This is a genomic window from Hydrogenophaga pseudoflava, from assembly GCF_004353865.1.
GTDB lineage: Bacteria > Pseudomonadota > Gammaproteobacteria > Burkholderiales > Burkholderiaceae_C > Hydrogenophaga > Hydrogenophaga pseudoflava.
Genome location: NZ_CP037867.1, coordinates 2,557,904 through 2,576,231 on the forward strand (window position 1 = coordinate 2,557,904; position 18,328 = coordinate 2,576,231).

The 18,328-nt window shown below is 65.1% G+C and carries 13 protein-coding genes; 8 read left to right on the forward strand and 5 right to left on the reverse strand.

The window, feature by feature from the left end; all coding sequences use genetic code 11:
* Window positions 1–98 precede the first annotated feature (98 nt).
* From HPF_RS12335 to HPF_RS12345, 3 genes are read left to right on the forward strand one after another with little or no spacing between them, the layout of a single operon-like run.
* Window positions 99–800 (forward strand): CerR family C-terminal domain-containing protein, encoded by a 702-nt coding sequence (locus HPF_RS12335; protein ID WP_133156772.1) that lies wholly within the window; start codon window positions 99–101, stop codon window positions 798–800.
* Between the two features lie 37 nt (window positions 801–837).
* Window positions 838–1,437, forward strand: coding sequence for a hypothetical protein (locus HPF_RS12340; RefSeq protein WP_133156773.1), 600 nt, complete (start codon window positions 838–840; stop codon window positions 1,435–1,437).
* Between the two features lie 58 nt (window positions 1,438–1,495).
* On the forward strand, window positions 1,496–2,203 hold the full coding sequence (locus tag HPF_RS12345) for a hypothetical protein (protein ID WP_133156774.1): 708 nt from the start codon (window positions 1,496–1,498) through the stop codon (window positions 2,201–2,203).
* Here HPF_RS12345 and HPF_RS12350 read toward each other — a convergent pair.
* The 5 genes from HPF_RS12350 to HPF_RS12370 all read right to left on the reverse strand — a co-directional run bounded on the left by HPF_RS12350 (window position 2,161) and on the right by HPF_RS12370 (window position 8,803).
* Window positions 2,161–2,811, reverse strand: a complete 651-nt coding sequence (locus HPF_RS12350; protein ID WP_133156775.1) for a hypothetical protein — start codon at window positions 2,809–2,811, stop codon at window positions 2,161–2,163. The two genes, HPF_RS12345 and HPF_RS12350, sit on opposite strands and share 43 nt — an antisense overlap.
* A 262-nt stretch (window positions 2,812–3,073) precedes the next feature.
* Window positions 3,074–6,586, reverse strand: coding sequence for a DEAD/DEAH box helicase (locus tag HPF_RS12355; RefSeq protein ID WP_133156776.1), 3,513 nt, complete (start codon window positions 6,584–6,586; stop codon window positions 3,074–3,076).
* Window positions 6,586–7,356 carry a Hachiman antiphage defense system protein HamA gene (locus HPF_RS12360; protein ID WP_133156777.1) on the reverse strand — a complete coding sequence of 257 codons (771 nt, stop codon included), beginning with the start codon at window positions 7,354–7,356 and terminating at the stop codon, window positions 6,586–6,588. Before HPF_RS12360 ends, HPF_RS12355 begins: the two co-directional genes overlap by 1 nt.
* 69 nt (window positions 7,357–7,425) lie before the next feature.
* Window positions 7,426–8,139 (reverse strand): RES family NAD+ phosphorylase, encoded by a 714-nt coding sequence (locus HPF_RS12365; RefSeq protein WP_133156778.1) that lies wholly within the window; start codon window positions 8,137–8,139, stop codon window positions 7,426–7,428.
* Entirely contained in the window at window positions 8,132–8,803 is a 672-nt protein-coding gene (locus HPF_RS12370; protein ID WP_133156779.1) for a hypothetical protein, read from the reverse strand. The genes HPF_RS12365 and HPF_RS12370 overlap by 8 nt, the downstream gene beginning before the upstream one ends.
* Before the next feature lie 592 nt (window positions 8,804–9,395).
* Between HPF_RS12370 and HPF_RS12375 the strand changes: the two genes are divergently transcribed.
* The 5 genes from HPF_RS12375 to HPF_RS12395 all read left to right on the forward strand — a co-directional run bounded on the left by HPF_RS12375 (window position 9,396) and on the right by HPF_RS12395 (window position 18,047).
* Window positions 9,396–9,728, forward strand: a complete 333-nt coding sequence (locus tag HPF_RS12375) for a hypothetical protein (RefSeq protein ID WP_133156780.1) — start codon at window positions 9,396–9,398, stop codon at window positions 9,726–9,728.
* A 304-nt stretch (window positions 9,729–10,032) separates the two neighbouring features.
* Entirely contained in the window at window positions 10,033–10,704 is a 672-nt protein-coding gene (locus tag HPF_RS12380; RefSeq protein WP_133156781.1) for a hypothetical protein, read from the forward strand.
* Window positions 10,705–10,900: 196 nt separating this feature from the next.
* Window positions 10,901–11,206 carry a hypothetical protein gene (locus HPF_RS12385; protein WP_133156782.1) on the forward strand — a complete coding sequence of 102 codons (306 nt, stop codon included), beginning with the start codon at window positions 10,901–10,903 and terminating at the stop codon, window positions 11,204–11,206.
* A gap of 357 nt (window positions 11,207–11,563) precedes the next feature.
* On the forward strand, window positions 11,564–16,573 hold the full coding sequence (locus tag HPF_RS12390; protein ID WP_133156783.1) for a DEAD/DEAH box helicase: 5,010 nt from the start codon (window positions 11,564–11,566) through the stop codon (window positions 16,571–16,573).
* 271 nt (window positions 16,574–16,844) lie between these two features.
* Window positions 16,845–18,047, forward strand: coding sequence for a hypothetical protein (locus tag HPF_RS12395; protein ID WP_133156784.1), 1,203 nt, complete (start codon window positions 16,845–16,847; stop codon window positions 18,045–18,047).
* The last annotated feature ends 281 nt before the right edge of the window (window positions 18,048–18,328 follow it).

An 18,328-nucleotide genomic window follows, 5' to 3' on the forward strand; every position in this document is an offset into this window, starting at 1 on the left:
TGCCACCGATCACGGGGCTCCTGATTTTTCGCAGTTTCATTGCCATTGAAAAGCTCGTTCGTATGAACTATGCTCTTATCGGAACAATCGGAGGATGTATGTCAAGTCATGCCGAATCAACCAGCGGCCACGAGGCGCGCAGTGCCAAGACCCGATCGCAGTTGATTGAAGCGACGGTTGACGTTGTCGCCGCCGTTGGCTACGAGGGGGCAACCACGCGCGCTCTGGCCCAGGCGGCCAAAACCACGCTGTCGGCCATTCCCTACCATTTCGGCAGCAAGAAGGAGCTCTATCTGGCCGCAGCGGACATGATCGCCGAGTATGCGGCCCATCGCTTCGCGGAGGCCGCAACTTTGCTTGACGATACCTCGGACGTCGAGCTTTCCGTTCGCTTCGAACGCACACTGATCCAACTGCTCCACACCATGCTGGAGGAAGCCGAGCCGCACGCCTGGACGGCATTCGTGGCCCGCTGCGCTTACGACAACGACGACGCCTTCGCCCTGATTCATGAACGCGCGATCGCTCCGCTGCAAAAGCGTCTGGTACATGCCGCCAGCCAGTTTAGCGGCCGGTCTTCCGATGACGAGGCGCTGCGGCTGCGCGTCATCGCAATTGTGACGGCAGTTTTCAGTTTCAGGTTTCTGCGCGGCGTGATGCTCCGTGGCATGGACTGGAAAAGCATTCAGAACGAAGCCATCAGGCAAATCACGGACATGGTCCGCGATCTCTGCCGAAGCGGCTTTCTTTCCGTTCGGTCGCCTGATGATGGCGCTGACCGAAAAACAGGCCCCGCTTGATTCCATCAACCCCTCTCCCATTGAAAGGAAATGCACCATGACGCTCCAATCCTACGTACACCAGACCATCGCATGGGCGAAGCACCGTCTCGATGAGACCGATGCCATTCTCTCCCAGGTCGAGAAATCGGCCGCCGATATCAAGGAGGATGCCCGCAAGCAAGCCGATGCAGCTCGCGCACGCCTCGCGGCATCCCGCGCGAAGCTGCAGCAGTACTACGATGATCTGCGCGCTCAGGCGGACACCGCAAAGCAGGAAGCGAGCGAGATTCAGGACAAGCTCGAAGCCGAATGGATCGAGGTCGAGTCCGCCCTCCAGCAGTTTGTCAGCACGACCGGCGACGAGGTGAAAACCGTGCGCAACATCGTCATCGTCCGTGCGCGCGCACAGCGGCAAGCGTGGCAAAACTCCCTGAAGGATTTGGGTGACCAGGCGGCCGATGCCGTCGAGAAGGCCCGCGGCGAACTCGATGCCGCGTTCGATCGCCTCTCCATCGAGGCCGAGAAGTTCCAGGCGCGTATCGGTGAGGTCAAGGATGCTGGCGATGAATCCTGGCGTGCCGTCAAGCAGGGGTTTGCCGATGCCAAGGCCGCTCACGCCGTCACGGTCCAGAAGATCAAGGATGCCTTTTTTTAAGGTTCGCTGAACCTAGGCGCCACGTTGCTTTTGTTTTGACTCATCAGGAGAAATCACCATGAAACTTCGCTTTTCCACAATCGCCTTGGCGCTGCTTGCTCAGACAGCGTTGCTGTCGGCTCCTCCCGCCCTGGCACAGAATGCAGAAGCACAGGCCGATTCAGCCGCTCCACAGAAGGAGCCCTCAAAGGTTCACCAAGCACTGGCGTGGTCGCAGGACCGGCTGGCCCAGCTTGATGCCAACATCACTGCCCTGGAAAAAGATGCCAGCAAGCTTCGGGGCGAGGCGCGCACCAAGGCTGATGCGGCGTTGGCGGACCTGCGCAAGCAGCGGGACGCCTATCGCCGCCGGGCTCAAGATGCCGCAGCCAACGCAAAGAACTGGAGCGATGCCCAGGTCGCCGAAGCACGTCAGGCACTCGACAATGATTGGGCCGCCTTCCAGGCCGCCCGAGACAAGTACCTTGAAGAAAGCAAGGCCAGTATCGCTACGCAGCGTGCCGTACTGGAGGCTGAACTGAATGCGCAGCAGAAAGCGCTCGCTGGATTGCGTGCCGACGCGGCCAAGCTCGCGGCGGATCAGCGCACTGCCATTGAAGCGCGTATTGCCGCACTGAATGCAGATGTGGAGAAAACCAAGGCCCGGGTATCAAAAGCCTCGGCCGAGGTATGGGAGACCACAAAAAAGAGCTATGTGGAAGCCCAACGGCTTTTCTCCGAGACCTATGCGTCTATCCGCCAGTCCATCGACGAGGCCAAAAAGTAACTTCCCCAAGGATGGCCTGCATCACCCTCGCGAGTCGGTGGTAGTGCGGACCGGGATGGGCCACAAAGCGTCTTTTTGCGGCCAATAGCGCGGCTATTGGCAAGAAAAGCGTATGCAATGGGATGGACACCCCCACTCGTACCAATCAGCCGATAGTCATAAGCAGAACCTTGAGGCGGTTGCCGCGTACCGAAGACGGGCCCTCCGCTCATCCCCCCAATATCGAACTGTCGTTCCCATTCCGCGACGGACGCGAAATCGACCTTCGCAAATAGGCGCGGGTGCTTTGTCGGCGACAAGCCGGCAGGTCTTTCAGGAGGGTGCATCACGCGCACCGTGACATGGCCTTTTAGTGAAGGCCCTTCATGGTTCAAGTTTGCGAACTGGGTTGGCAGGCCGACCAGAGTCCAGAACGAGAACTCCTCCAGATCCTCCGCGTCCCACTGCTCCTTCCTGACCGGAACGATGCCGCTCTTTTCGAGCGCGCGCGATGCCATTGGATCCAAGAGGTACGCCCCGTAGTCCAGTCCATCTTCGTGGAAGAAGAGGATGTCCTTTTCGAGATTCACGTCCACCGGATACGCCGGGAACCCGTGATCGGTGACCATCGAATCGTCTATGGCCCAGTCCGTCAGGATCGAACCGGACTGCTTGTCTCAGCTCTGCGAAAACATGCCCGGCCGTGATGGCGAGCAGGATGACCTCCACATCGACCACAAAAGCGCTGAAGTTGTAGCGCTTCGGATTTCCGCCATTGGACGCCTTGGCAGGTTCACCGGAATCCACACAAGTCAGGTTGATGTAGTGCCGATGAAGATTTCTCAAGTCGTCATGGTTCAGAATCAGTTCGTCCGTCACCACTCTCTCCTTTCAAGGCCGATGTGCTGAGCCACTGTCCACGTGGCCAGGCCCCAGATACTCCAGCGAGAACTTGCCGAGATCGTTGGTTGAGTTCGCGACGATCAAACCTTTGGAGCTGGGTGTCCAACTGAGTGCCCCAACCTCCCGAAAGTCGGCCGTGAACACGGTGCGCTCCTTCCCTGGCCCGCCGCCAAGGCGCAATGGCGTGCCGGGCGGCATCGGGACGCCTTGCCACGCGATGGGACTCGTGTATTCGGTCGCGGCCCACGCTTGCACGGCCTGTGCGCCACCGGGCCCGTGAAAGTCGAGCCACAACGCGTGCGATTCCGGCGTCGGCCAGGTGGGTGCCGCAGACAAAGCCTGTATTTCGTCCGAAGCAAGCCAGGCCATCAGGCCACGCATCGAATCAAAGTTCGCGCCCGTGGATGTGACAGCCTGGATGGCCCCAAGCCGCGATCCGAAGCCCGCCTGAATCAATACTGCGGCGGCAACCACCAGCGTCCCCGTCTCCAATGCGGCAACGGCGTGCGCACGCGGGTAGTCGGACAGCTTGACCTCGTCCGAGAACAGGTCTTCGTGCGCCTCGGCACGCACCCGGACTGCCTCCATTGCCCAAGGCAGGTTGTAGACAAAGGCCTGTTCAATGAACTGGACGGATGCATCGTTGTCCCCGGACGAAGCCTCGGATACTGGTTCCCCGAGGAGCCAGCGTCTGAGCAAGGCCTTCCAGCCGTCAATCAGCCTCTCTGGCCGGAACGGCGAAATGCCGAACGCGATCTCTGCGAAGGCCGTGATCGCCGCGACCGCCTCTTCCTGATCACCGGCGCCGATGTTCACGTTGGCCACCAGCAGGAGGCGCTCCAGCTCCGGCGCGCGCTCGTCGAGCGCCTTTCCAGCGGAAAGCCCCACGCCAGCAAGAAAGTAGCCCAGCCGCTGCGTGGGAGTGCTGTTGCGCCAGATGTACTTGGCACGGGCATGTAGCCCCGCCTGCAGCTTCTTCCGAACGTCTTCGTTGTAGCGCGCGAGGCGTCTCTGGTACAGCGAAGCCACCAAGATCTCGTCGAGCTTGGCCTCGACCTCGGCATCGAGCACGAAGGTCTCGCCGAGCAAGCTGAAGATTGCGGTGTCCAGGCTCGCCAGATGTTGATCCCATCGCTGCCTCGCGTCGTCGGACTCCTCGTCTGCCTCGGAGGCGAGCACCGGAAACTCCCACGCGGCCTGCCCGGCGACGTACTCGATCAACTGGCCAGCATTGCGGGAACCCAACTTCTTGATCATCCGGCTGAGCAACGCCGCGACCAGCCTGAGCAGACCACTTTCCATCTCCCGGCCACTCTGGTTCGAGACCAGTTCCTGCCAGTCGGTGCGCCGCTGCCGGAAGTTGTCGAACATCGGATAGAGCACCAGGCCCTCGACATCGATGTAGGCACGCCCTGCCCGGCCGACGACATTGCGGAAATCAGAGGTATCGAGGAGATCACGGCCGCGTCTCACCCCCCGAAAAACCAGCGAGGTCGCGGCGAGGTTGAGACCTTGGGCCAATGTCGGCGATGACACCGTGACGCGAAGCACGCCCTCGCGCAACAACCGCTCGACCTCCTTGCGGTACGGCGTGGGCAAAGCGCCGTGGTGGACTGCCACGCCCAGCTTCAGGCACGCGAGGATGGCGTGGTCGGATCCGAACCATTCCGCGCCGACGGCCAATGCCGTCGCCAGCGCGGAGACCGGATGCGCCAGGACGGAATCTATGTGGCCGCGCTTGTGCATCTCGATGATGCTTGCGGCCAAGGGCAGCACCGAGCGACGCATCGGGCAGAAGACGAGGACGGTCTGGCCCTCTTCCACCAGGCGCCAGGCGGTTGCGATGCACAGTTCCCCCTGGTCGGACGGGAACAGTTTTCTGGCAAGGCCGCGCGTCGGCTTCTTCGCGACCACGAACTTCGGAATGAAGGGCTTTTCGTCACCGACGCTCACGCTGAGCTGGGCATGTTGGCCTTTCCATTCGACCTCGCCAAAGCGCAGCCGAGTCGGACGCCAGTCATCCTTGATCAGTCCGTCGGGCTGGTCGCGTGTCAGCCAGGCGGCGAAATCCTCCAACTGGTGTCCATCGGGCAAGATCGCCGAAAGACACACGATGCGCCGCGCGGCCGCGTCGGAACGCCGCATCAGGCGCTGAATCTGCGCCTCGTAGCGCACCTCGCGCTCTCCCAGGCCGATCATGTGGCCTTCGTCGAGCACCACCAGACCCACGTCATCCAGCAGCGTCGGATCACTGCGCAGTGCGAAATCGAGCTTCTCGGGCGTAGCGACGACGATGTCGGTCGAGCGCAAGGCATCGACGTCCGCGCCGCTGGCACCGATGCTGCCGTACAGGCTCGAGACGGACTTGCCCAACGGGGAGAAGGTGCGCCTCAGGCCGACCTCAGTCTGCGCGGATAGCGCCCGAAGCGGCGTGACGAAGACGATGCGCTTGCCCCGCGCCAGACAGGCCAGGATGCACAGCTCCGCGATGCGGGTCTTGCCCGCGCTGGTGGGCAGCGACAACACCAGGTTCGTTTCGGCATCCAGCACACGCCGCGCCGCCTGAAGCTGTGACGGCCAGAGCTCGACCTCCGACTTGCTCCTGCGGTAGAGCGAGGCAATGAAGAGCTTGCGCAGCCGGGCCCAATCGCCGACCTCTGCGCCGGGCGGCCCGGACAGCGGCAGGACCTTGTGGAAGCTGGTCTCCCAAAGACCGCCCAGCAAATGGATCGCCAGGCGGTGACACCACCAAGCGGGCACGAGTTCAAGTTCGCCAGCAACTTCGAGGCCGCGTTGCAGGCGCTCGCGCGCGACGGGCAACAAGGCCTCGTCGCCGCGCTCCAGGGCCAGCATCGCGACGGCCAGAGCGGCCATGAAGTTGTCCTCCAGGGCGACCAGCACGGCGCCAATCCGCCCGTCGGGAGACCCCGCGCCATCCGTGTCGTCGCCATCGCCCAATGTGTCCGGCCTGCCCAGAGCGGCAACGACCGCGCCCTCGCTCCCTTGACCCGAGACGAACCATGCGCCGACATCCCCGGCCAGGCCGTCGAGATCGCGGAGCATCAGCTTCGCCAGCCCCTTCTCCATCGCCGAGAGGTTTGCCTCGGCCAACCCCTTGTACAACAGCGAATAGGCCCGCGCCGAGAATCGACCGAGGTGATAGGCCGCCGCAGCGACGAGGCGATGGAAGTCGCGCTCCACGCTGGGCGTCCCCCGCGCAACCACAGCTTCGAGCGCCTCAGCCGCCACCTCGAAGGCCTTGCGGGCCGTCTCAGCGTCGCCGCCCATGTCGATGTAGCGCAGACCGTGCTGCAACAGCGAATAGCCGTAGGCCAGCAGGTCGTCCGACAGCTCAGCGCCGAAGTTCGGCGCGTCCTGCGGCAGAGTGCCGTCGCGCCAGATCATCGCGCGCGCCTGGCCGCGGGCGAGCAGCCGCGCTCGGTATTCAGGCACTATGGCCGCTTCGATGTTGGCTTTCAGTTCCTCGAGGGTCGCAGCCACTACTTGCCCCCCTTGCCTATGGCCGCAAAGACAGCCTTGATGAAGTCCTGGTGTCCATCGACACGAAGGCCGACGTAGTGCTGCGGCACCAGCCCGGCATAGGACTGCAGGTTGGCTTTCAAGAGCTTCAACGGGTCGTTGCCCGAGAACGTGAACAGCATGTGCGAGACCTGGGAGGCGCGGATGCCGTCCTTGAGCAGGGCCTTGTCCAACGCATCGCCGAGCACCGTGTCGCCGATTTCGTTCGAACGGTCGGCGACGAACGCGAGCGCGTGCGGCGACGGCAACCCGTTGTTGGCGCAGAGCGCTGTCCTGGCTTCGTCGATGACGGCCGTCTTCATGCCAGCCCGGCTTTTGACCTCTGCCTTGAGGATCTTCAGACCGCCACTTTTCGGATCCAAGTTGAAGGCCAGCACGTCCTCTCCGCGCATGGACATGTTGCGATGGTCCTTCCAGCGCAACCGCCTGATGCCGAGATTGAAGGGCGTGGCCTCATACACATAGGCGTTGCACAGGATCTCGCCCAGGTCGCCGGAGCGGATGGATGCCTGCGTGGGGAGCTTCTGTTCGACATGGGCGGCGGCAGCCGGCTTGCCCAGCTTTTTCAGCAGATCCGCGACGCGCTTCGGATCCGTGTAGTAGCCCGGGACAGCCTTCGCGATCGCACCAATCGCTTGTGCCTGCTTCCCAGCCGCAATTCCCAGCCCGCGCAACCTGTGCGTCTGAATGGACTCCTCGGTTTCGACGCACCACTTCGCAAACTCCATCATCTCCCCCACATTTCTTGGTGATCAGCCGCATTGGTAATGCCTCTCGCCCGCTTGTTTCCCAGGTCTGAACTACGGCGTCTCCTTGCCCGGCACGATGTCGACGCCAATCCGATCAGCCAGACTCAGCAGGTGTCCATAGGTCTGCTCGTCTTTCAGCAGGCTGCGCGAATCGCCGACCTGCTGCAGCGAGCGCTTCGGGATTCGGTCGCCGAACAACATCACCGCGCGGGCCGAATCATCCTGGCGGGAAATCCAGGACAGCCCCTGAATGTCCGGATGCTGGGCGTGGATGGCCTCCGCCCAGCGGCGCGTCTCCGGGTATTGGTTCTTCTCGGTATCGATGAGCTGCTTGCGCTGGACGCCCAGCTTGCGCAGCGCAACGCTGCTGAGGTCGGCAAGCTTCAGCGCGCGCTCGACCTTGACCTCGGAGTGCAGTTGCCCTTCCAGCTTGCGCTTGTCGTAGTGCTTGAAGCCGGGCGCATGCGAAACGTCGTGGAACACGGACTCCATGGCGGCCGCCTCGAAAGTGACAGCGGCATAGAGGGTCGGGATGAGGTCGCCCTTGGCGTCGCGGATCGGGCTGAAGCGCGCATTGCCCTTGAGGCCCGGATTGAACTGGTCGGCCTTGTATAGATCCTGATGCACACGGTGCAGCACCTGGTCGGCTGGCAACGTCCACGGAGTGACGTGAAGCGTGACCGGTGGCACGGGGGGTGGGGTGCCGTCACCCTCCGCGGGAGGTGATTCGCTGGCTGCCGACGGGGCCTTGCGCTGCTTAGGCATGCACAACGCCTTGCATCTCGTCGCTGGCGGCGGCAATGACCTGCGTCGGCTGGGTCGCCAGCACATCCTGCGGGCGTCGCCCGCCCAGGAAGCTGTTGGCCGAGAGGAACCAGTAGGCAAGTCCCCAGCCGTCCTTCTCGTCGCCAAGGACATCCAGGATGGACTTCAGAGCCTTGCGTGGCCTCCAGTCGGCGTCCGGATCCAGACCATAGCCAGGGAAGTAGTCGACGCCGTTGTGGTGGATCGCAAAGATCCGGCGCTCGCGTTTCCATTTGTTGGGCTGCGTGCTCGGATTGGTCGCGCTCAGGCCGGCCAGTTCGGCCACCTTGGCCGCAGTCAGCCAGTCCGCTCCTTCCAGCACGGCCGTGCGCGAACGCGCCAGCATCGCTGCTTCCCTGAGCACGGCCGGCGTGGGCGGCGCCTTGGGCACAACGGCGCTGATCAGTGCCTTGAGGGTCTGCTCGTTCTGCTCGCGCAGCACCGTTTCGATAAAGGGAATGACACTGGCCAGCATCTGAGCCAGCAGGCCCGCATGCTGGGCATCGGCCCGCTCCACCGGCAGGACGATCACCTGCTCGGCCTTGAACTTGTCGAGACGGCTGCGCACCTCGCTCGGGGTGCCGACCAAGGTATCGAATGCTGCGGGGTCACGGATAGCAGTCATGGCTTGCTCCAGAGAAAGATTATTTATAATATAACATATTTTGATATTTTCTCTAATCTGGCAGACTGCACAGGGCATGCGGCCTTCTGGAGTGAGAGGATCAGGTTTCGCGGCGAAGACGCTGGACAAGGCGCTGCGCCAGCGCGGCCGCCGGCGCTCCGACACTAACGCCACCGGAATTCGCCCATGGATCGGGACACTTACCGGCTGGCTTCGCATGGCCGGCGCCGCCGATCTTGGGCATCGCAGCCATACTGGAAATTCCCCTGCTTGCATTGCGCAAGCCCTCCCGGCCCTGCCGGGCGTCGCAGTCGTCACCTGCCTGAGAAGGGACAGCCGCCCTTTCGCTTCATATCCCCCTGGGAACGCTGCTCCCGTGGGGAGGGTGTTCCCGCTTTTTCCTGGAGAACACCCTTTTGTCTCATCGCCATGCCCCCTCATGTCCCCTCTGCCCAGGAGGAGGTGCGCTGCTCGGCACGCTGGGCTTGGGTACCTGGTTCCGCTGCCGCCAGTGCGGCAAGGACTTCAGCCGCACCCGCCGTCCGAGGCGCCTCGCTCCTGCTGCAGCGCCTGCGTCACTGGAACGGCCAGCATGAGCCGCCACCTCCTGCACCTGATCCATCAGGGCCGCAAGCTCACCGTGGTGGCCGGCTACGACCGGCCGCTGCGTGAGCTGTACCTGCACGTGATCCACGACAACGATGCGGATCCCCATCAGGAGGAAGCGTTCGTCTACGACAGTCTTGGCGACCCTTGCCTGGATTGGAGCGACATCAACACCGTGGCCGACAAACTGGCGACCCTGGGCATCGAGCCTCCCGCCAGCCTGATCGAAGGCATCTTCCTGGATCAGTGCTTCAACGTCGGCAACCGGGTGGTCGAACACCACTTCGACCGGCCTTCGGTCGTCCTGCACGCGCGCTGAATACCCAACTCGCATCCCGAGACTGCCGACAGGCCGTCAACGGTCCTTCTTCACCAACGGTTGCCTGATTTTCATCAGCCTCCTGGTATGCGGCCGCGCATGACTGAGGTCGGCGCCTGCGCATCCATAGCCATCGGCGCAGTGACGGCGCTGCGGCGCCTGTTCGTCACCACTGTGCCGGCCCGGCCGCAACAGCTGATCGCCTGAAGCATTCGGCGGGTGTCATGCACCTGCTTTTCCAACACAACCCCGTGGGGCTCGCTCCGCTGGGGTGGGTTCCGCTCAAACCCTGGAGGAACCCACCATGAACGTGACACTGAATCCCGAACAGAGGCTGTATGTCATCCCCTGCGGCGATGGCTACACCTGCCTGGGCTTCGACAACGCGCGCGGCCATGCAGACCAGATCGCCGCCCGGCTGCAACGGCCTGACCTGGCTTTCGCGCCCGGCGACCACGGTTCGCTGGAAGGCTACGCTAAGTACCAAGCCGCCATCGCCGCCTGGGGTCGATCACCGCTGACACAGCAGACCTACTTCGACCCAGGGACGGATCCCAAGGCAGCACGGGCACTGGAGAATTGCCGGCGTGACAGCCGTAAGGTGCGGCTGGTGCTCGGCGACACCGCCACCGGCCGAAGCTGGCTGGATGAGCATGACGTGGTCGGCCGCATTGGCCGCTCCACCGGCACCATGAAAGTGCCCCTGCTGGTCGAGCCGGGCGAGGATGGCGGCACCGCCATTCTGACGAACTGCCTGCTGCGGCTGATCGCCTGGGATTCCGGCCGGGATCTCTACCGGCACCCGGCCTATCGGGTGCCCGGTCTGGCGATCCAGCGCGCCCCGGAGCAAACCGACCTGCCCTGGCAGGTGCTCCACGACGGCACCGTCGTGGCGTGCTTTTCCGAAGTCGGCAAGGCAGGAGCCTACCTCGCCTTCATGTGCGGAGAAACCGTGGAGCCACGGGTTTTTCAGTAAACGCTGGCGACCCCACCTTCCCTATCCAGGGCCTGCTGCCGGCAATTCATACACGCGGCCTGCCCGCACCATAGGCGCCGCCGCAAGCCTTTTCCCCGACGAACCTCAACCGCCTTCGTCCATCGCATCCACCCATTGGGGCCATGCCGCCCCATCGGGCGCCGTGGCCCCTTCTTTCTTCTCGAAGGAAATCACCATGGCACTCGCAGTTCTCGTGCTTCCATCGCAAGCTCGATTCGCTTCTGGACGGATCGTCATGACCATCGGCGTCGACACGCTGATCGGCGAAGGCCGGCTCGACCCCGCGCCGTACCTGTACCGCCACCTCTGCGGCGACTGGGGCGATCTCGACGCCAGCGACCGGGGCCTGAACGACGCCGCGCTGCAGTCCGGCAACGACCGGCTGTTCTCGTCCTACCAAGTGGCGCCCGATCTGAAGCTCTGGATCATCACCGAGTGGGATCGGAGCGTGACCACGTTGCTGTTGCCCAGCGAGTATTGACTGGCGCAGGCTGGTTGGCCTCAGGCATCTTGCCACCGCCAATCGCCCCTCCTGGCCAGCATTGACGCAGGCATTCCGCCGGCTGGCACCGTGTTCAGCGATGCCAACCCCACACTGATCCTCGCACCAAGCTTTGGCCAACGCACGCCCTTCCGGGCGTTCCCGAGTCCGCTCGGACGTCGCGGTCGATACCCGCCCCATCGCCATGGCAGCCCCTCCGCTGCCCATTCACCACACGTCCTGATCCGGTCGCCCACGCACAGGGTCCAGGGCCGTGCCCATTCGTCCATCCCATCCGGGGAGCTCGCCTCCCCCGATGGGTCGGTGCGTTCCCCGCTTCCTTTCGGAGAACCACCGATGGCTCGCCATTCCACGCCTTCGCTGTGGCTGCCCGGATTCGATCCGGATAGCCCTGACCTTCCCGATCCGTCTCCCGAGATAGATCTGTTCAGCGCACCGCCTCCTGCCGAGGCGGTCACAGTCCCCTCATCCTTTCCGGTTACCGAACTGGAGCCGCCACTCGTAGCGACACCCCGTGCGAGCTGGCGCGTCATTGACGGCAAGAAGCCTGACGCCCCGCGCAGCCTGTGGCCGGCCCTCGGCCGCGAGCACCTGCTCGGACTGAACGGCAGCGCCACGAAGTTCGAGGCCAACGTGGCCGCGATCCAGGTGCTGCAGAGCCTCGAAGCCGGCCCGCAGCCTGCGAGCGCCGACCAGCGCCACCAGTTGGTTCGCTTCACCGGCTGGGGCGGCCTGCCCGCTGCCTTCAACCTCGAAGGCACGGATCCGTCCTGGCGCGCCCGCGCCGAAGCGCTCCAGGCTCTGCTGCCCGCCGAGGACTACGAGTCCGCCCGGGCCTCGGTCAACAACAGCCACTACACCGAGGTCCATGTGATCGAGGCCATGTGGCAAGCCGTGGAGCACTTCGGTTTCACCGGCGGGCGCGTGCTCGAGCCCGCGGCCGGCGTCGGCCATTTCCTGGGTGCGATGCCCCGCGCGCTCGCCGAGCGCAGCGCGGTCACCGCCATCGAAATCGACCGACTCTCCGGCCGGCTGCTGCAGGCGCTGTACGCGCCGCATGGCGCCGACGTGCGCATCACGCCGTTCGAGAAGGTGGCGCTGCCCGAGAACTGGTTCGACCTGGTGATCGGCAACGTGCCCTTCGGCAACTACCCGGCCGCCGATGCGGGCCCCAAGCCCTATGCCCGGTTCCGGATCCACAACTACTTCTTCGGCCGCGCGCTGGACCTGGTCCGCCCCGGCGGGCTGGTGTGCTTCATCACCAGCACCGGCACGATGGAGGCCCGCGACGACGCCGTGCGCGAGCACGTGGCGTCGCAGGCCGAGCTGCTGGGCGCGATCCGGCTGCCCCGGGGCGCGTTCGCCGGTCTTGCCTCGACCGATGTGCAGACGGACATGCTGTTCCTGCGCAAGCGCCACCCCGGCGAGGCCGTGAGCGGCGCCTGGATGGAGCGCGTGCTGGTCCCCGACCAGTTGAGGCACCCGCGCTTCCCGCACAAATACCTGCAGATCAACGCCTGGTACGCCAGGAACCCTGGGTTCTGCATCGGCCAGGTCACGCAGGAGAGCAACGGCTACGAGGAAGTGCCGACCGTGGTGTTCGAGGGCGACCTCGAGCCGGCGCTGGCCGAGCGCATCGCGCTGCTGCCCAGCAGCGTGTACACCCCAGCCAAGCCGGTGGTGCTGGCCTCCGTGCGCGCCGCCGTGCCGGCCGAGCCTGGCGCGCCGCCTGGGAGTTTTCGGGTCCACCATGGGCGGGTGCACCGGGTCGAAGGCGCCGAGCTGGTCGACCTGCATGACAGCCTGAATGCCACCCAGCGTGCCCGCATCGCGGGCATGTGCGCGGTCCGGGACCATGCCCGGGCGCTGCTCGACGCGCAGCTGGCGCAGGACGGCGACGAAGGGCTGGCGCAGTTGCGGGCCATGCTCAATGGCACCTACGACCGCTATATATCGCGCCACGGCTGCCTGAGCACTCGGGCCAACGCGCTGGCATTCCGGCGCGACCCGGACTACCCGCTGCTGCTGTCGCTGGAGTACTACGACGAAGAGTCGGACACCGCCCGCAAGGCGGCGCTGTTCACCCAACGCACGCTACGCCGGGTGTCAGCCCCGACGGCGGTCGCCGAGCCCACCGAAGCGCTGGCCGCATCGGTGCAGTGGCGGGGCCGGGTCGATCCCGGCTACATGGCCCGGCTGCTGTCGGCGCCCGAGGACGAAGTGCTGGCCGCGCTCTCCGAGGCCGGGCAGATCTTCCTGGATCCGGCCGACGATGCCTGGAGGACCGCGGATGACTACCTGTCGGGCAACGTCAAGGCCAGGCTCAAGCAGGCGGCGCTCTCGGGCCCTGCTCTGCGCCGCAACGTGGAAGCGCTGGAGCGCGTGCAGCCCGAGGACCTGCCGCCCGCTTCCATCGAGCCGCGCCTGGGCGCGGTCTGGATACCGGCGGGCGACGTCGAGGCCTTCATCCACGAAGTGCTGGAGCTCAAGGACTGCCGGGTCTCGTACTCGGCCGAGGCCGGCGCTTGGTCGGTGACCTATCCCGAGTGGAGCGCACGGCACAACGTCAAGGTGACCCAGGAATGGGGCACGTCGCGGATGAACGCCATCGAGCTGGTGCAGGCCGCGCTGAACGTGCAGGTGCCGACGGTGCGCGACCGCGATCCGGCCACGGACCGCTACTTCGTCAATCCGGCGGAGACGCTGGCGGCGCGGGAGAAATTCGGCGCGCTCAAGGACCGTTTCGCGGCCTGGGCCTTCGAGGACAGCGAGCGCCGCGAGCGGCTGTGCCGGGTCTACAACGACTTGTTCAACGCCACGCGGCCGCGGCACTTCGATGGCTCGCACCTGAAGCTGCCGGGGTTCTCCCAATGCTTCGAGTTGCATCCGCACCAGCGGGATTCCGTCTGGCGCGCCGTGCAGACCGGCAACGCGGGCCTGTTCCATGTGGTCGGCGCCGGCAAGACCGCGGTGTGCGTGATCGCCAGCATGGAGATGCGCCGCCTGGGGTTCCTGTCCAAGCCCTGCCATGTGGTGCCCAACCACATGCTGGCCCAGTACACGGCCGAGTTCGTGCGCCTGTACCCCCAGGCCTCGGTGCTCATGGCCGGAAAGGAGGATCTGGAAGGCGACCGCCGGCGCGAGCTGGCGTCGCGCATCGCCACGGGCGACTGGGACGCGGTGGTCATCACGCACTCGAGCTTCGAGCGCATCCGGATGTCGCCGCAATTCACCGAGGACTACATCGCGGAGGTCATCCATGAAATAGAGATGGCGGTGCGCGCCGAGAAAAGCGGTGACCGGAGCAACCGGATCATCAAGCAGCTCGAGGCGCAGAAGAAAAGCTGGAAGGCGCGGCTGGAGCGGTTGGCCGCCGACCGGAAGAAGGACGATCTGCTGACTTGGGAGCAGTTGGGCATCGACGGCCTCTATATAGACGAGGCCCACCTCTTCAAGAACCTCTATAGGTTCACCAAGATGACGCGGGTCGCTGGGCTGCCGCTCTCGAACTCGGAGCGTGCGTTCGATCTGTACCTGAAGACGCGCTACACGATGAAGCTGCATGGCAACGCGCAGCGCGGCGTGGTCTTCGCGACGGCGACGCCGGTGGCCAACACCATGGCGGAGATCCACACGATGCAGCGCTACCTGCAGCCACGCCGGCTGGAGGAGCTGGGCCTGCAGCAGTTCGATGCCTGGGCGGCGACGTTCGGGGAGTCGGTGACGGCGCTGGAGATCGCGCCGGACGGCAGCGGCTACCGCATGCACACGCGCTTCGCACGCTTCATCAACGTGCCGGAGCTGATGGCCGTCTTCGGCGAGGTCGCGGACATCCGCACCGCCGAGATGCTGAACCTGCCGGTGCCCAGGCTGCGTGGCGGCAAGCCGCGCACCGTGGCCTGCCCGGCGAGTCCAGCGCTCAAGGCCTACGTGCAGACGCTGGTCAAGCGCGCCGAGGCGATCCGCAACGGCACGGTCAAGCCGACCGAGGACAACATGCTCGCGGTCACGAACGATGGCCGCGCCGCCGCGCTGGACTTCCGGCTGATCGCGCCGACGGCGCGCTTCGACTCCGACGGCAAGGTGGCCGCCTGCGCCCGCGAGGTGCTGGCGATCTGGCAGCGCACGATGGACTTCCGCGGCGCGCAGTTGGTGTTCTGCGACCTGTCCAGCCCCAAGGGCGGCAAGGCCTTCAGCGTCTACGAGGATCTGAAGCAGCGACTGGTGGAATCCGGCATCCCCGAGCGGGAGATTGCTTTCATCCACGACGCCGAGACCGACGCGCAGAAGGCCACGCTGTTCAAGGCGGTCCGCGAGGGCCGCGTGCGCGTGCTGCTGGGATCGACCGGCAAGATGGGCGTGGGCACCAACGTGCAGACGCGCCTGGTGGCGCTGCACCACCTCGATGCGCCGTGGCGCCCCTGTGACGTCGAGCAGCGCGAGGGCCGCATCCTGCGCCAGGGTAATGAATGCGAGGAGGTCGAGATCTTCCGCTACGTCACCGAGGGCTCCTTCGACGCCTACATGTGGCAGACGCTGGAGACCAAGGCCCGCTTCATCGCGCAGGTCATGCGCGGCGACAAGGGCCTGCGGGCGATCGAGGACGTGGAGCTGGCCACGCTGAGCTACGCGGAGGTCAAGGCGCTCGCCTCGGGCAACCCGATGGTGATCGAGAAGGCCGGTGTCGATGCGGAGGTGGCCAAGCTCTCCACCCTGTTCTCGGTCTGGCGCAACCAGCGCTGGGCCAACGAGAGCGAGGTGGGACGGCTGCCCATGCTGATCGAGTCGCTGGAGCAGAAGCTGGTGCTGCAGGCCGAGGATGTGGCCCAGGTGGAGCCCCAGACCATGGCGCAGATCGCCGTGGCGCTGGGAGGCCGGCGGATCGCCGGGCCGGATGCCGTGGGCGACGCCTTGCGCGAGCTCGTCAAAACCGCCCGCGCCGCCATCCAGGGCAGAGCCCTGCTATCGGGTCAGATCCTGGGCCGCTTCGGCGGCTTCGAACTGGGCCTGCAGGCCATCGGCACCGAGGCCGTCCCGGCGTTCTTCCTCGCGGGGCGCTGCCGCTACGACGCCGAGCCCTACCAGACCGGGCCCGGGCTGGTGTCCGCGCTGCTGGCGGCGCTGGCCTCGGTCGGCGAGCAGCAGTCCAGGACGGGCGAACAGCTCGCCCTGCGGCGCAAGCGGCTGGAAGACCTCCAGCTGGAGCTGGCCCGGCCGTTCGAGCACGAGGCGCGGCTGACCACCCTGCTGGTGCGCCAGCGCGAGCTGCTCAAACAGCTCGACCTCGACAAGGACGAGGCCGGCAATGCCAGCCTGGATGGAGAAGCGATGCGCCAAGCGGCCTGAGTTCACGCCCTGTCACCGAAAGGTGGCGGGGCGTTTTTTTCTTGCGCCATGAAATCGGACGGCTCCTAAAGCCACGGCATCCATTCCCGAGTAATGCGCAGAAAGCTCCGTGCCCTCATACAATTCCGCCCAAGGCGCCCGCCCTACTTGCACGCGAGTAAAAACAGGCATCTTCTCCAGATATTGCCAATCTCCCTTCCAGGCCTCGTCGTCGGGGACTTAAACGCGTGCGTCTGACCCGATCCGGCGAGGTGACACCGAAGGAAGATGCATGTCTTTGAAACAGCTGGTGCATACCGCGCACCAATCCCTCCAGGCCCAGGCCGGCTGCGACGTCCGCCGCAGCCATGTGTACGAGTTGCTCGCCGCAGCGCTCGGCTACCAGAGCTGGGCCTCATTCCATGCCGACGCGCTCCTGGTGGATGCCGGCGCTGGCGCCACACCCGACGGAATCGCACCGCGGGTGTCAGGGCGGGCACGCCAGATGGGCTACCCCCAACCCTCTGCGGACACCTTTGCCCAGGTCCTGGCCGCGTTGACCTCCGAGCATCGGCTTGGCGCTCTGCGTTGGAGCACGCTGGAACAGGTGCTGTTTCCGCCTCGGCGGCGTGACGAAGGCGATGCCGCCGACGATGAGGCCGACGACTGGGAGGATGAGGAGGCCGACTGGGACGAGCCGTCCGTGCCGGCAAGTGCTCCAGCAGCGGTGCCGGAGCACTTCCGGTCATCGACGCTTTTGCTCGAAAGCCTGGAGCGTGCCGCTGCACAGGAGCCGCGGGCGCATTTCATGCTGGCCGCGCTCCATCGCTGCGCCAAGCCCAATCCTTATCTCTATGAGGAATCGCTCAAGGGGCGGGAACTGAACAGCACCGAACAGGGCTGGGTCGAGAACTACCTCCGGCTGGAGCCCAGGTACCGCCAGTACCAGAGCCATCTCAAGGCGGCAGCGATGGGTGGCGTGCGCGCCGCCGCATTGGAGTACGGGACGGTTTTCGGGGATGGCGAGTTCATCGCGCTGGCCGAACGGCTAGAGGGAGATGTCGATGCCCTGGAGATGGCAAAGTCGGCCGCCACGCCAGAAGCACGAGGACGCTGGCTCCGCAAGGCGGCCGAGGAAGGCTCCTGGCAGGCACTGCAAGAAATGGCACACCAGGGAGATTCCTGGGCAGAAGACCGTGTGGGGTCCAAGGCCGATAGCGGATGGCTGCGCAGGGTCGCCGAACGCGCCCTCGACCAGGGAGACGCCCACCGCGCCTGGACTTGGCAGTATGTGGCGCTGGCCCGCGGCGCCGACCTGACGAGCTCGACGCTTGCGGCCCGCCACGATGGCGGGCGCAACGACGGCCAGTTCTATGACAGCGATTTCGGCGGCCCCCTGTACGTCGATGGGGATGAAGGCCTGAACCTGCCGGAAATCAGCAAAGCTGATCACAAAGCCGCGAAGGCAAAGGCCCAGGAGATCTTGCGGCAATAACGAAGGCCTTCTCAAGGCCCGCCGCGACATGCATCTCACCTGGTCTAGCCACCCGCAACCGCCGTACCAAGCCGTCGATTGCGGTGGGTGTTTCCCTGCCCGGTGACCATATGACCGCGCGCTCGCCATACTGAAGGGGCTTCCCATGGACATCGCGTCCATAAAGCCTTCCCCGCGGCCTCGGCCGCGCCGAAGTCCAGCCCTGCTGGCGTCGCAGTCGTTACCTGCCCTCAAGTTCCCTGGCTTCTGCCGGGGCGGCTGCTTCGGCTGCCGAGAGCGTC